The organism is Staphylococcus sp. HMSC36A10 (genome assembly GCF_001838845.1).
In the GTDB taxonomy this organism is placed as follows: domain Bacteria; phylum Bacillota; class Bacilli; order Staphylococcales; family Staphylococcaceae; genus Staphylococcus; species Staphylococcus aureus.
In genome coordinates this window covers 17710-32597 of the sequence record NZ_KV839136.1, presented here as the reverse complement: position 1 = coordinate 32597, position 14888 = coordinate 17710, and the positions used below count along the sequence as shown (strand labels likewise).

Genomic DNA, 14888 nt, shown 5'->3' with positions numbered 1-14888 from the left:
CCGTCACTCGTTGGTTCGAATCCAGCTAGCCCAGTTATTGGCGGCATAGCCAAGTGGTAAGGCAGAGGTCTGCAAAACCTTTATCACCGGTTCAAATCCGGTTGCCGCCTCCAGGTTTATGCGGGAGTAGTTCAACTTTTAGAACACGTTCCTTCCCGGAACGAGGTATAGGTGTAAATCCTATCTTCCGCTCCATAATTGCTTCCAAAGGGAAGTTTTTTGTTTACCATTAAGCCGGTGTGGCGGAATTGGCAGACGCGCGGGACTCAAAATCCCGTTCCACTTGTGGAGTGTCGGTTCGACCCCGACCACCGGTATAATTAACTGTTATTTACATAACATAACGTATTAGAAACCTTGTAAAACAAGGTTTCTTTTTATTTCTCTCTATACAATACAAATAAAAGTGGACTCAAATGGCACACGCTTTAATAGACTCTATGTCAAATTGTAATGATGAGTTCAATATTGGAAGTTAAGCAACTATGCATTGTTTAACTTCTTTTTTTGGTATTACATTAATGATAATGATTATATTATCTGGGGTTATATATTTGTTTCAACTTTTCTAATAATATATTTGTAAAAGTGCTATTTTATTGTGCTTTATACCAAGTCGATTCAATTTATCTATCTTAATAGTAATATGGCTATTTTAATATTTACAATTTATTACATTATTAGTCACAGGATGTAATTAGTAGTATTTTAAAATTAACATGACATTGATTAGTGAGTAGATTGTTCAAATTTACTTTATTCCTTTTGTGGATTGTTATATTTAGATTAAATTAGCCAACTAATCATTGTTAAAGTTAATTTTCTATAATATGATGAGTTTAATGTTCAAATTGGAGGTCGTTTATGAGTAACGCAAAGAATGCTGATAATAAACAGTTTTTCAGTAAGATTTTAAATTCTATTGGTGCTGGTGTTGTTATTGCACTTGTTCCGAATGCTTTATTAGGTGAAGTATTAAAAATATTTAAAAGTGGTAATGAAATTTTAGAATTAACGTATCAGTTAGTGATACTAATTCAATCATTTATGGCATTTATTATTGGGGTTTTAGCTGCTCATCAATTTAAATTTAATGGCGCAGGTGCTGCTATAGTAGGTACATCAGCTATGATTGGTTCAGGTGCTGTTGTATATAGCAATAATAGTTTTATGTTAAAAGGTATAGGTGACATTATAAATACGAGTTTGGTTGTTATTATTGCATGTCTTATATATATGGTATTACAAAACAAACTTGGATCTTTTGAATTAATTATATTACCAGTTTTAGTACCTATCGTTAGTGGGGGTATCGGTCTAATCACATTACCTTACATTCGAAAAATTACTCAAGCAATTGGAAATGTAATTCATTCTTTTACAGACTTAAATCCGTTGTTAATGTCTATACTTATTAGTGTGGCATTTTCATTATTAATGGTAACACCAATATCGTTAGTAGCGATTGCAACTGCGATTAGTTTAAACGGACTAGGAAGTGGAGCAGCAAACCTAGGTATAGTGGCTGCCTGTGTTACTTTCTTATTTGGCTCATTGCGTGTCAATTCTATTGGTGTAAATGCAGTTTTACTCATAGGAGCTGCAAAAATGATGATCCCAGTTTACTTGAAAAATTTAATTATTTCGATACCATTGACTATAAATGGAATAATTACTGGAATCATTGCTTACGTTCTTCAGGTTAAAGGAACACCATTGTCTGCTGGATTTGGATATACAGGATTAGTTGGCCCAATAAATGCATTTAACCGAATGTCAGGTGATCCAACAATGAATATTATTTTATTAGCACTTGGTTATTTTGTCGTACCATTTGTATCGGCATTTATTGTTCATGAATTGTGTAAAAAATTCATTCCTATATATTCTAATGATATTTATAAATTTGAAGTTCCAAAACAATAATTTATAGCTTGATGACAAGAATAAGTTTTAATATATGATAAATATAGGCGTTACTGTCAATAAGATATTGATAGTAGCGCTTTTTTGATTGATTTTATAAGATGAGATTTGTTCACGTATAATAGCGGATTTTTTATGTACAGTCTTTTAAAAAGAAGCTTTTCTTTATATTGATAAAAATACATTTATAAAACACTATTGCATCAAAATGTATTAATATGTATAATTATGAATATTAATTAGGGAGGGCTGTATAAATGAAGTGTTTAATTAGGTTTATATTAGTATTAGGGTTGTTAATTAGCAGTGCTATGGTGTATATCAATCCCACAGCACATGCTGAACAAGATCAAACATGGGAGAAGATTAAAGAACGCGGTGAACTTAGAGTGGGTCTTTCTGCAGATTATGCACCAATGGAATTTGAGCATACAGTTAATGGTAAGACTGAGTATGCAGGTGTAGATATTGATTTAGCTAAAAAAATTGCGAAAGATAATAATTTAAAATTAAAAATCGTCAATATGTCATTTGATAGTTTGTTAGGAGCTCTTAAAACTGGAAAAATTGATATTATTATTTCCGGAATGACTTCAACGCCTGAACGTAAGAAGCAAGTTGATTTTTCAGATTCATATATGATGACTAAAAATATCATGCTTGTAAAGAAAGATAAAGTTAATGAATATAAAGATATCAAAGACTTTAATAATAAAAAAGTAGGGGCACAAAAGGGAACTGAACAAGAAAAAATCGCTCAAACCGAAATTGAAAATGCATCTATTACTTCATTAAGCCGTTTACCAGACGTTATATTAGCATTGAAAAGTGGAAAGGTTGAAGGTGCTGTAGTTGAAAAACCTGTAGCAGAAGCATATTTAAAACAAAATCCTAAATTAGGAATTTCCAATGTGAAATTTAATGAAGAAGAAAAAGATACAGTGATAGCTGTGCCAAAAGATTCACCAAAATTATTGTCACAAATTAATAAAACGATTAAAGAGGTTAAAGATAAAGGATTAATCGATAAATATATGACTAATGCTGCAAATGCGATGAATGATGACAGTGGTTTTATTTCTAAGTATGGTAGTTTTTTCTTGAAAGGAATTAAGATTACAATATTAATTTCACTTATCGGTGTTGCATTAGGTTCTATTTTAGGTGCATTCGTTGCGTTAATGAAATTAAGTAAAATAAAAATTATTTCATGGATTGCTTCTATCTATATCGAAATATTAAGAGGAACACCAATGTTAGTTCAAGTATTTATCGTATTCTTTGGTATAACTGCTGCATTAGGACTAGACATTTCAGCTCTTGTTTGTGGAACAATTGCATTAGTTATTAATTCCTCAGCTTACATTGCTGAAATTATTCGTGCAGGTATAAATGCTGTTGATAAAGGCCAAATGGAAGCCGCACGTAGTCTAGGTTTGAATTATAGACAAACGATGAAAAGTGTAATTATGCCACAAGCAATTAAAAATATTTTACCAGCTTTAGGTAATGAATTTGTCACTTTAATTAAAGAATCATCTATTGTGTCAACAATTGGAGTTGGCGAAATTATGTTTAATGCACAAGTGGTTCAAGGTATTTCATTTGACCCATTCACACCATTACTAGTGGCAGCAGCATTATACTTTGTCTTAACATTTGTACTTACACGCATTATGAACATGATTGAAGGGAGATTGAATGCCAGTGATTAAAATAAACAATCTTAATAAAGTTTTTGGAGATAATGAAGTTTTAAAAGATATCAATCTTGAAATCAATCAAGGGGAAGTAGTAGCAATAATAGGTCCATCTGGTAGTGGTAAAAGTACATTGTTAAGATGTATGAATTTATTAGAAGTACCCACTAAAGGTCAAGTGATTTTTGAAGGCAATGACTTAACGGAAAAAGGGACACAAGTAGATAAACTACGTCAAAAAATGGGTATGGTATTTCAAAACTTCAACCTATTTCCACATAAAAAAGTTGTCGATAATATTATTTTAGCTCCTAAATTATTAAAGAAAGATAATAACGATGAATTACATAAGGAAGCATTGTCGTTATTAGATAAAGTGGGATTAAAAGAAAAAGCAGATGTATATCCGAATCAATTATCAGGTGGTCAAAAGCAAAGGGTAGCAATTGCAAGAGCTTTAGCAATGCATCCAGATGTTATTTTATTCGATGAACCAACTTCAGCATTAGATCCTGAGGTAGTTGGTGATGTATTAAAAGTAATGAAAGACCTAGCCAAAGAAGGTATGACCATGGTGGTTGTGACACATGAAATGGGATTTGCCAAAGATGTAAGTGACAAAGTCATATTTATGGCAGATGGCGTTGTCGTAGAGTCAGGCACACCAGTCGAAATATTTGAACAACCGCAACATGAAAGAACACAAAATTTCTTAGCAAGAGTATTATAACAACCTAACGAAGCTTGAATATATGATGCGCACCACAAAGTTATATCATATATTCAAGCTTTTTATTATTAAAATTATGTGAAATGAAACCTCAATATGAATAATGGTTGTGTTAAAATAACATAGTATTATTTTATGGGGGGCATATGATTGGATACAAAGCAGTTAAAGCAAGATATCATTGACTATGCATATACAATTGGTATCGACAGTATTGGATTTACAACTGCCGATCCCTTTGATGAATTGAAGCAAAAGCTAGAAGCATATCATGCAAATGGTTATGCCTCAGGATTTGAAGAATCTGATATTGCTTTACGAACGGAGCCTAAATTATCCTTACCAACAGCAAGGTCAATCATAGCAATTGCAGTTGGTTATCCTAACAAACTGAAAGGTGCACCTAAGAGTGTTAGAGGTGATCGCAGAGGCTTATTTGCTAGAGCATCGTGGGGTCAAGATTATCATACAATTATGCGTAAACGATTAGACATGTTAGCTGCATTTATTGAATCTAAAGTTCCAGATGTTGAAATCAAATCTATGGTAGATACGGGTGTATTATCAGATAGGGCAGTAGCAGAACGTGCAGGTTTAGGATTTGTTGGTCGTAATGGCTTTGTCATCAATCCTAAACTAGGAACATGGACATACCTCGGTGAAATGTTAGTCAGTATACCTTTTGAACCTGATGATCCATTATTAGATAGCTGTGGTGATTGTACAATTTGTGTTGATCGTTGTCCAACAAGTGCATTAGTTGGAAATGGCCAATTAAATAGTCAGAAATGCATTAGTTTTTTAACGCAAACAAAAGGCTATATGCCTGACCAATATCGTTATAAAATTGGGAATAGATTATATGGTTGCGATACGTGTCAACAAGTTTGTCCGAAAAATAGAGGTATTAATACCGAACAAGATGACATCATTTTGGAACCAGAAATTTTAAAGCCAAGATTAGTACCTTTACTACGTATGTCTAATAAAGAATTCAAACAAACATATGGTCACCTTGCAGGTGCTTGGCGTGGTAAAAAGCCGATACAACGAAATGCTATTTTAGCATTAGCGCATTTTAATGAAGTGGATGCAATTCCAGAATTGAAAAAAGTTGCAACAACAGATGAAAGACCGATGATTCGAGCAACTGCTTATTGGGCCATTGGTCAAATTCTTGGGGAAGAAGCAAGAGATTTTATCAATGCTAATTATGATCAAGAGGATGCAGAAGTTCAGAATGAAATGATAAAAGGATTAGACACAAGGAGAGAATAGTAATATGACAAATCATATCGTTTTATATCAACCAGAAATCCCAGCTAATACTGGTAACATTGCACGTACGTGTGCAGGTACAAACACACATTTACATTTAATTAAACCTCTTGGATTTAGAACTGATGATAAAATGTTAAAAAGAGCCGGTTTAGATTATTGGGAATTTGTGAATATTACGTATCATGATAGTATTGAAGCATTTTTTGAAGCCACAAATGGCGAGTATTACTTATTAACAAAATTTGGTAAAAAGACTTATAGTGATTTTGATTTTTCAAATCATGACAAAGATTTTTACTTCATTTTTGGAAAAGAGACGACAGGATTACCAGACTGGGTGAAAGAGAAATATCAAGACACAGCGTTAAGAATTCCTATGAGTGAACATATTCGTTCATTAAATTTATCAAATACTGCTGCGTTGTTAATTTATGAAGCGTTACGTCAACAAGATTTTCCAGGATTGAATTAAAATTCGTCTATTTTCATTATAAAAATGATACTTAAGTGCTATATTTAGAGTATAACCATGTTAAAGTTAAATGGTTTGATATATTGAAAGTTAGGGTATAATAATTATTAATATCGCCGTTTTTATGTAAAATGCAAACTAAGAGGAGTGTAGAAATCATGGCAATGAACTTTAAAGTCTTTGACAATAGTCAACTTGTAGCAGAATATGCTGCTGATATTATTAGAAAGCAATTTAACAATAATCCTACTACAATTGCAGGTTTTCATTTAGATACAGATCAAGCGCCAGTTCTAGATGAATTAAAGAAAAATGTTGAAAAACATGCTGTTGATTTTAGCCAAATAAATATTTTAGATTATGACGATAAAAAATCATATTTCGAAGCGTTAGGTGTACCAGCAGGTCAAGTTTATCCAATTGCTTATGAAAAAGATGCAATCGAATTAATCGCTGATAAGATTAAAACTAAAGAAAATAAAGGGAAATTAACATTACAAGTTGTTTCTATCGATGAGCAAGGTAAGTTAAATGTTAGTATTCGTCAAGGACTAATGGAAGCAAGAGAAATTTTCTTAGTAGTGACAGGTGCTAATAAACGAGATGTAGTTGAAAAATTATATCAAGAAAATGGTAAAACAAGCTTCGAACCAGCCGATTTAAAAGCACATAGAATGGTAAATGTTATTCTTGATAAAGAAGCGGCTGCAGGTTTACCTGAAGATGTTAAAGCTTACTTTACGTCACGCTTTGCTTAATTAAAAATCTGTGAGGTATTGATTATGTCTAAAGACAAAGATCCAAAATTAAATTATCATGAAGAAGAAAACAGTATGGTAACGGATTTTGAAGATTTAAAAGAATTAGGTAAAGAAATGGAACAAATCTCTGATCAAAATGATCAAGAAAAAAATTCTGAAGAAGACAGTCAGTAAAGTATTATAATTGTGTAATATTCAGTTATTTATCATGTAAATAATGTATAGTATAGAACATATATCAAATAGGATTGATTATCTTGAATATGAAGTTAGGTAGCATTTTGTTACCTAGCTTTTTTATTATATTCATAGAAGCTGACTTTCTGCCAGCTTCTGAGTTTGTGGCCCGTTTCCCCAACTTGCACTGTTTGTAGAAATTAGAAATCCGATTTCACTATGTTGGGGCCTCGCCAACTTGCATGAAATAGTAAGCTGACTTTCCACCAGCTTCTATGTTTGTGGACTGCAGTTAACTACTGCCAATATAACTTTGTAAAGCATAAAACATTGATTTGTGTACCAGACATAGTAATATATCAAAAGTTCAATTTTAAATATTAAAACACCATTTAAACGGAATTGATAATTAATTACTCCAGACATAATTGAAAGAAGTCATCTATCAGTAATATTTTTAATGAAATCATTAAAACGCGTTTCTTAATATGCCAAGATTATGATATGCTATTGAAGAATGAAATTAGAGGAGATTTATATATTTATGTTAGGAAAATACTGGATTCAATTATTGATAGCAACAGTTATTATAAGTTTAATATCAATTAAAGCTTTTCCATTGGCAATTGGGGCATTATATTTACCTGTTATTTTCAAAGTAATAAAATTACAACTCAATTTATCAAAAGGATTAATCGATGATGTTAATGCGCAAACATTCATTAAAAGTAATCAATCAGGTATTGTAATAAGTGTAATTTGTTGTTTATTAATAACAGGAATATTGTATTATACACTTGATGGGTTTTATGCGAGTTTAACAGGAGTTTTAGGTACGCTTGTTGCTCTAAATCCATATACGACAATTGTTAGTGCTGTATTATATATACTTACAGCTATTGCTACGGTTGAAGCTACTAAAACAAAGTATCGTAATTAAACTTAGTTCAACAATAACTAAATAATGATAGATAACACACTAATCGTATGACCGTATCACTGTAATAAAGGGTGAGTACGTGCGATTAGTGTATTTTTATTTCAAATTATGAAAACGTTTTAATCATAAATTGCTCAATTAAATTATTTAATGATATACTACAGTTAAATAAACAGTGATAAGGGGAGAAATTGAATGTCAGTAAGAATTGAACATGATACTTTTGGAGAAATAGAAGTACCTGCAGATAAATATTGGGGTGCTCAAACAGAAAGAAGTAAACGCAATTTCCCAGTTGGTAAAGAGCGTATGCCAATCGAAGTAGTTTATGGTTTTGCACAACTAAAGCGTGCAGCAGCATTAGCTAATTTTGATTTAGGAAAATTAAGCGAGGCAAAGAAAGATGCCATTGTATACGCATGTGATCAAATTTTATCAGGTGAATTAGATGAACACTTCCCACTAGTTGTATGGCAAACAGGAAGCGGTACACAAAGTAATATGAATGTGAACGAAGTAGTAAGTTATGTTGCTAATATGTATTTAAAAGATCATCAAATTGATGAAAGTATCCACCCAAATGATGATGTAAATAAATCACAAAGTTCGAATGATACATTCCCAACTGCTATGCACGTTGCATTATATCAAGAGGTTGAAACAAAATTAGAACCTGCATTAAAACTTTTAAGAAATACTTTGAAAGAAAAAGAAGACAAATTTGATTCAATTATTAAAATTGGTCGTACACATTTACAAGATGCAACGCCGATCAAACTAGGACAAGAGATTAGTGGCTGGCGTTATATGCTTGACCGTTGCGAAATAATGTTATCTGAATCTAAGAAGCACATTTTAAATCTTGCCATCGGTGGTACGGCTGTTGGTACTGGTATTAATGCGCATCCTGAATTTGGTGATAAGGTGGCACATTATATTTCAGAAAATACGGGTTATCCATTTGTATCTTCTGAAAATAAATTCCACGCACTTACAGCGCATGATGAAGTTGTTCAATTGCACGGAACATTGAAGGCATTAGCTGGAGATTTAATGAAAATTGCTAATGATGTGAGATGGTTGGCTTCAGGTCCACGAGCTGGTTTGGCAGAAATTTCCATCCCTGAAAATGAACCAGGTTCATCAATTATGCCTGGTAAAGTTAATCCTACACAATGTGAAATGTTAACAATGGTTGCAGTCCAAGTAATGGGTAATGATACAGTTGTTGGCTTCGCAAGTTCACAAGGTAACTTTGAATTGAATGTTTATAAACCAGTTATTATGCATAATACACTACAATCAATTTACCTTTTAGCTGATGGTATGGAAACATTTAATAACAATTGTGCAGTGGGCATTGAGCCAATCGAAGAGAATATTGATAATTATTTAAATCAATCATTAATGTTAGTTACTGCATTAAATCCACATATTGGTTATGAAAAAGCAGCTCAAATTGCTAAGAAAGCCCATAAAGAAGGTTTAACTTTAAAAGAATCTGCAATTCAAACTGGATATGTTACAGAAGAACAATTTGAAGCATGGATTAAACCAGAAGATATGGTAGATCCTCATTAATTAAATATTAATATAAAATAAAGTTTGGGCATTATAGTGTTCAAGCTTTATTTTTTGTCTATGTCAAATTGAACTTATAAGTCCGATTTGATATAGAGCCATGAAAAGGAAAAACTTTTCATGGAGTCCGTTTTATTATAGAACCTATTTTTTATATGATGAATTGTTGTACATGTATTGGCCAAACAACCTGTGATAAAAATCTTATGATGTCATGTATTGTCCATAGATACACGTAACGCAGTTGAAAAAGACTACAAGTTATTATCCAAGGATGTTATAAAATGAATAATTACTAAAATATCAAAATATAAAATCCTAAGCATCGTAAAAAACAAAAAACCGAACATCTGAAAAAATTAATAATTTTCCATCTATCCGATTTAAGTTGATACTTGATTTAGTTACAATGCGGTATTGCATGTTTAAATATCATGCAAAACTAATCAAATTAGTCATCCAAAGAAACGGAAATGACTTCCTTAGTCAAGGGATGCACAAACTCTATTTTGTAACTTTCAAGTTCTAATTGTCTTAACGTTGAATCGCCATATAAAGGATCACCAATAACAGGGTGACCAATTTCAGCTAAATGCACACGAATTTGATGAGTACGTCCAGTATCCAACTTGATTTCAAGTTGGCACACAGCTTCTTTTATCATTTTTGAAGTTAAAATGTGTGTAATTGCACGCTGTCCAGTAGGAGACACACGTCGTTTATTCGAATGGAATTTATCTTTACCAATTGGCATATCAATCGTTTGTGGTTTTAAAGGTAAAAGTGCCTTAACATTTGCTTTGTATATCCGCGTAATATCATTGTCTTCTAACATGCGATCAAGAATTTTTTTCATTAAAGGATTTTTAGCAACAATTAATAATCCTACTGTTTCCTGGTCCAGTCGATGAATTGGTTCGACATAGTCACTATCAATAGTGTAAATCACATGATTCATTAAAGTATTGCTTTCTTTTAAATCATTAGGGTGAGTCTTAACACCTTTAGGTTTCATTACGATTGCCATATCATCGTCTTCGTATTTAATTTGTGCATAACGATAACTTGGAACATAATTACTTTTTTCATCGATGGTTGGAACAAATACATCGTCGCCAGTATGCACTTTATCCATTAATCGCGCAGGTTTATCATTAATAGTAATATCTTTAGACATATTTAAATGATGTAAATCTTTTTTAGGTACCTTAAGTTGTTGGAAAATATCTCGTAAACTTAAGTCATTAAAGTTTTCTGGTATTTTAAATTTCATAAAATCCTCCTATAGTCTTTAATATCATATCACAAATCAGTTCTCCTAAATATAACTATTGAGTAATCAAGGCCATTTTATCATGTTCACGTCTAAGATTTAAAAATATAATAACTCAATGTATAATAGTTAATACACGTAAAAATGAATTGGAGCGATTTGATGGAACAAAGGACGCGACTAGCTTTATTAAAAGAGATTGCCGAATTTTTAAACGAAGAAACTGAAATGTATAGCATGACCCAAGGTGCGTTAAAATATTTAATTGAGGGCAGTAATTTCACGACAGGCTGGATATTTTTCATCAATAGCGTAGGTGAACATGAACTTGTATCACATGTGGCTCTACCACAATCTTTGACAGCAGACCACTGTCACTATATTAAAGATGGGTCTTGTTGGTGTGTGAAAGCATTTAATCAACGTAGGCTAATGAAAGCGTCGAATATCGTCAATTGTTCTCGTATTAACTTAGCCTCTAAAGCATTTCCTAGCCAAAATGACAATATTACACATCATGCAACGGTACCACTTAAATCGGGTCAAGAACAATTCGGCATTTTAAATGTAGCGTCCCCAAATACTGAAATATATAGTGATGAAGATTTAGAGTTGCTAGAGTCTGTCGCATTTCAATTAGGGTCAGCCATCAAACGTATTTATTTAACAGACCGTGAAAAAGAAGCAGCAAAAATTAATGAACGTAATCGTTTAGCTAGAGATTTACATGATTCAGTAAATCAAATGTTATTTTCTGTAAAACTAACAGCACATGCTGCGTATGGCATGTCAAACGAATCCATCGCTAAACAAGCATTCAAGACGATTGAGGAAACGAGTCAAAATGCCGTTAATGAAATGCGTGCATTGATTTGGCAACTTAAGCCAGTTGGACTTGAGCAAGGTTTAATTCATGCTTTGACAGCATATAGTAAATTAATGCGTATACAATTAAATGTAAATGTAGAAGGTTTAATCGATTTATCTAATGAAATCGAAGAAAACATATATAGAGCATTACAAGAGTGTATTAATAATGTTAAGAAACATGCTGATACGAATAAAATGGATCTTACATTAAAACAAATGAACGATATACTATATATTGACGTGATTGATTATGGTCAAGGATTTGAGATCGATAATGTTCAGATAGCTTCATCACACGGTATTAATAACATAAAACAAAGAGTTAAATTATTAAGAGGTAAAGTGACCTTTCATTCTCAGCCAACAAAGGGTACACAAATACAATTCACAATTCCTATAAAATAGCTTGATTTAAGGAGATAACCCATGAACAAAGTAATATTAGTAGATGACCATTATATTGTGCGACAAGGATTGCGATTTTTATTATCCACGATTGAAAACATAGAAGTTTTACAAGACTTTGCAGATGGAGAAACATTTTTAGAATATTTAAAAGAGCATGAGCACCCTGATATTGTGCTATTAGATTTAGTGATGCCTGGCATGAATGGTATTGAAATTACGGAATATATTAAGGCACATTATCCGGAAATTAAAGTTTTGGTATTAACAAGTTATGTTGATGATGAACATGTAATTTCAGCAATCAATAAAGGTGCTGATGGTTATGAAATGAAAGACGTTGAGCCTCAGCAATTAATTGAAACTATTAGACGAGTTATGAACGGTGAAAAAATGATACATCCTAAGGCACAAGATGTATTCGAAACAGTTAGCCAAAAACCACACTACACGAATAAGTTGTCAAAGAGAGAAATTGAAGTGTTACGTGAAATGGTTAAAGGTAAAACAAATAAAGAGATTGCAGAAACTTTATTTGTATCTGAAAAAACAATTAAAACACATGTCAGTCATATATTTAGTAAATTACAAGTTAGCGATCGTACACAAGCAGCAATTTATGCAATGGAAAATAAGTTGATTTAGAATGAGCTTTTAAATATTTGTCGAAAAATAGACAATTTTTAATCTGATTTTGATGAATTTTTTATAGCGATAGGGTTTATTATACAGTTTTCTTTGTAAATTTGATATCATTATAAAAGTGTAAGTTTTATCAAATCTAGTGATTATGCATAAAATTTTACTTCATTTACTTTCGCTTCATTATAAAGTAAACTTAACTCTTGTTGACTTGATCAAAATTTAATACAAATGTGAAATTGACTCTTTTCATTTTATTAAAAATATATTAAGATGTAATCTGTGTTTCAAGAAATGTGTATTATTGCAATTTCTTGTGTCCGGATAAAATTCCCCAAACAGAAAGGTAGATAACAGAATGGATAGACAGAGTTTTACAGATTTAATTCAAACAAAATTTAAAATGGTTCGTATAGAGGCTGGTTATACGCAAGATACTATGGCGCAAACAATTGGACTTTCTAAAAAGACTTTAGTACAAATCGAAAAAGAGAGAGTATTACCAAACTGGACAACTTGTATTTCAATTTGTGCATTATTCAGAGACTCTGAAGTATTAAACAGTACATTTGGCTGTGATCCATTAGAAATCGTTCAAACAATTTCAAGAAATCACTGTGCATATCCAAACCATGCACCAACAAGTGATATTTATTGGAATAACATTGAGACTCGTAATGGGTACATTTTACAAAGTAACAAAGTAAGCAATATTTATCGTGTATTAAATCCAGATAACCAACCAATTTTCGGTACTTCTAAAATGAGAGAAGCTGAAACATACTTTAACAGAAATGCTAAAGAAGAATTAGTACATATATAGGCCTATATACTTTTAATAAATAATAAAAGCGATGTAACACACCTGTTTCGAGAGGTGAGGCATCGCTTTTTGTATGTAAACTAATAATAAATTGAGCAGAAAGTGAAATGATTAATGAATTAAAAAATAAAAATAGTGGTATAATGAATAACTATGTTGTCACAAAGGAGTCAAAATTATGAATGCACTATTTATTATCATATTTATGATTGTAGTAGGGGCGATAATTGGTGGCATTACTAATGTAATTGCAATTAGAATGCTGTTTCACCCCTTTAAACCATACTATATATTTAAATTTAGAGTCCCATTTACACCAGGTTTAATACCGAAAAGACGCGAAGAAATTGCAACTAAAATTGGCCAAGTGATTGAAGAGCATTTGCTTACAGAAACTTTAATTAATGAAAAATTAAAAAGCGAGCAATCACAGCAAGCAATAGAATCTATGATTCAACAGCAGTTACAAAAGTTGACGAAAGATCAATTGTCAATAAAACAAATTACTTCTCAAATCGATATTGATTTAGAACAAGTATTACAAACTAATGGAAATCAATATATTGAATCACAATTGAATAATTATTATACAAAGCATCAAAACCAAACAATAGCATCTTTATTGCCAAATCAACTTGTAACATTTTTAGATCAGTATGTAGATAACGCAACAGACTTATTATGTGATCGTGCAAGAAATTATTTATCATCTGCAAAAGGCACACAAGATATTAATGATATGTTGGATACTTTTTTCAATGAGAAAGGTAAGTTAATTGGTATGTTGCAAATGTTTATGACAAAAGAGAGCATTGCAGATCGCATTCAACAAGAACTTATACGTTTAACATCTCATCCTAAAGCAAGAACAATTGTGACATCGTTAATTACCAATGAATATCAAACTTTTAAAGATAAACCATTGAATGAACTGTTAGATGCGTCTCAGTTTAATGAAATCGCTGAAAATCTATCAGTGTATATAACAACATATGCAAGCAAACAAGCGAATAAGCCAGTGGTTACGTTAATGCCTCAATTCGTTGATTATTTAGAAGGTCAACTCTCTAGCAAATTAGCAAATTTAATCATTGAAAAATTATCGATTCACTTATCTACAATTATGGAAAAAGTGGATTTACGAGGATTAATTGAAGAACAAATTAATACGTTTGACTTAGATTATATTGAAAAATTAATTATAGAAATTGCTAACAAAGAACTAAAGTTGATTATGTCATTAGGTTTCATTTTAGGTGGTATTATTGGATTTTTCCAAGGTTTGGTTGCAATCTTTGTCTAAAAAA

Annotated in this window: 14 protein-coding genes and 3 tRNA genes; 16 read left to right on the top strand and 1 reads right to left on the bottom strand. The window is 31.7% G+C overall.

The window, feature by feature from the left end:
- Window positions 1-39 precede the first annotated feature (39 nt).
- The 12 genes from HMPREF3247_RS14015 (at window position 40) to fumC (ending at window position 9568) form a co-directional block, all read left to right on the top strand.
- Window positions 40-113: transfer RNA gene (locus HMPREF3247_RS14015), tRNA-Cys, on the top strand.
- 7 nt (window positions 114-120) lie between these two features.
- A tRNA-Gly gene (locus HMPREF3247_RS14870) sits at window positions 121-195 on the top strand.
- A 38-nt stretch (window positions 196-233) separates the two neighbouring features.
- Window positions 234-317, top strand: a tRNA-Leu gene (locus HMPREF3247_RS14010).
- 547 nt (window positions 318-864) lie between these two features.
- A complete protein-coding gene (locus HMPREF3247_RS14005; RefSeq protein ID WP_000063553.1) occupies window positions 865-1926 on the top strand; it encodes a PTS sugar transporter subunit IIC in 1062 nt (353 codons plus the stop codon).
- Window positions 1927-2183: 257 nt separating this feature from the next.
- Window positions 2184-3641, top strand: a complete 1458-nt coding sequence (locus HMPREF3247_RS14000) for an ABC transporter substrate-binding protein/permease (protein ID WP_000649908.1) — start codon at window positions 2184-2186, stop codon at window positions 3639-3641.
- The gene (locus HMPREF3247_RS13995) at window positions 3634-4356 is read left to right on the top strand and encodes an amino acid ABC transporter ATP-binding protein (protein WP_000590809.1); all 723 of its coding nucleotides are present in this window, start codon (window positions 3634-3636) and stop codon (window positions 4354-4356) included. The genes HMPREF3247_RS14000 and HMPREF3247_RS13995 overlap by 8 nt, the downstream gene beginning before the upstream one ends.
- Before the next feature lie 150 nt (window positions 4357-4506).
- On the top strand, window positions 4507-5634 hold the full coding sequence (gene queG, locus HMPREF3247_RS13990; protein WP_000379980.1) for a tRNA epoxyqueuosine(34) reductase QueG: 1128 nt from the start codon (window positions 4507-4509) through the stop codon (window positions 5632-5634).
- Between the two features lie 4 nt (window positions 5635-5638).
- A complete protein-coding gene (trmL, locus tag HMPREF3247_RS13985) occupies window positions 5639-6109 on the top strand; it encodes a tRNA (uridine(34)/cytosine(34)/5-carboxymethylaminomethyluridine(34)-2'-O)-methyltransferase TrmL (protein ID WP_000181394.1) in 471 nt (156 codons plus the stop codon).
- A 158-nt stretch (window positions 6110-6267) separates the two neighbouring features.
- Entirely contained in the window at window positions 6268-6867 is a 600-nt protein-coding gene (locus HMPREF3247_RS13980) for a 6-phosphogluconolactonase (protein ID WP_001251224.1), read from the top strand.
- 24 nt (window positions 6868-6891) lie between these two features.
- Window positions 6892-7044, top strand: coding sequence for an SAS053 family DNA gyrase inhibitor (locus HMPREF3247_RS13975; RefSeq protein ID WP_000031108.1), 153 nt, complete (start codon window positions 6892-6894; stop codon window positions 7042-7044).
- A 547-nt stretch (window positions 7045-7591) separates the two neighbouring features.
- Window positions 7592-7987: a hypothetical protein gene (locus HMPREF3247_RS13970; protein ID WP_000901023.1), complete on the top strand. Its 396-nt coding sequence runs from the start codon at window positions 7592-7594 to the stop codon at window positions 7985-7987.
- 195 nt (window positions 7988-8182) lie between these two features.
- Window positions 8183-9568 carry a class II fumarate hydratase gene (gene fumC / locus HMPREF3247_RS13965; protein ID WP_000116229.1) on the top strand — a complete coding sequence of 462 codons (1386 nt, stop codon included), beginning with the start codon at window positions 8183-8185 and terminating at the stop codon, window positions 9566-9568.
- Between the two features lie 451 nt (window positions 9569-10019).
- On the opposite strand, the gene HMPREF3247_RS13960 is transcribed toward fumC, so the two are convergent.
- Complete coding sequence (locus HMPREF3247_RS13960) at window positions 10020-10841, bottom strand: RluA family pseudouridine synthase (protein WP_000669376.1); 822 nt, start codon at window positions 10839-10841, stop codon at window positions 10020-10022.
- Between the two features lie 162 nt (window positions 10842-11003).
- On the opposite strand from HMPREF3247_RS13960, the gene HMPREF3247_RS13955 reads away from it, so the two are divergent.
- The 4 genes from HMPREF3247_RS13955 to HMPREF3247_RS13940 all read left to right on the top strand — a co-directional run bounded on the left by HMPREF3247_RS13955 (window position 11004) and on the right by HMPREF3247_RS13940 (window position 14884).
- Window positions 11004-12116 (top strand): GAF domain-containing sensor histidine kinase, encoded by a 1113-nt coding sequence (locus tag HMPREF3247_RS13955; protein WP_070866257.1) that lies wholly within the window; start codon window positions 11004-11006, stop codon window positions 12114-12116.
- A gap of 21 nt (window positions 12117-12137) precedes the next feature.
- Window positions 12138-12761, top strand: a complete 624-nt coding sequence (locus tag HMPREF3247_RS13950) for a response regulator (RefSeq protein WP_001045135.1) — start codon at window positions 12138-12140, stop codon at window positions 12759-12761.
- Between the two features lie 355 nt (window positions 12762-13116).
- Complete coding sequence (locus HMPREF3247_RS13945) at window positions 13117-13581, top strand: XRE family transcriptional regulator XdrA (protein WP_000375864.1); 465 nt, start codon at window positions 13117-13119, stop codon at window positions 13579-13581.
- A gap of 178 nt (window positions 13582-13759) precedes the next feature.
- Window positions 13760-14884, top strand: coding sequence for a DUF445 domain-containing protein (locus HMPREF3247_RS13940; protein ID WP_070866256.1), 1125 nt, complete (start codon window positions 13760-13762; stop codon window positions 14882-14884).
- Window positions 14885-14888: the final 4 nt, after the last annotated feature.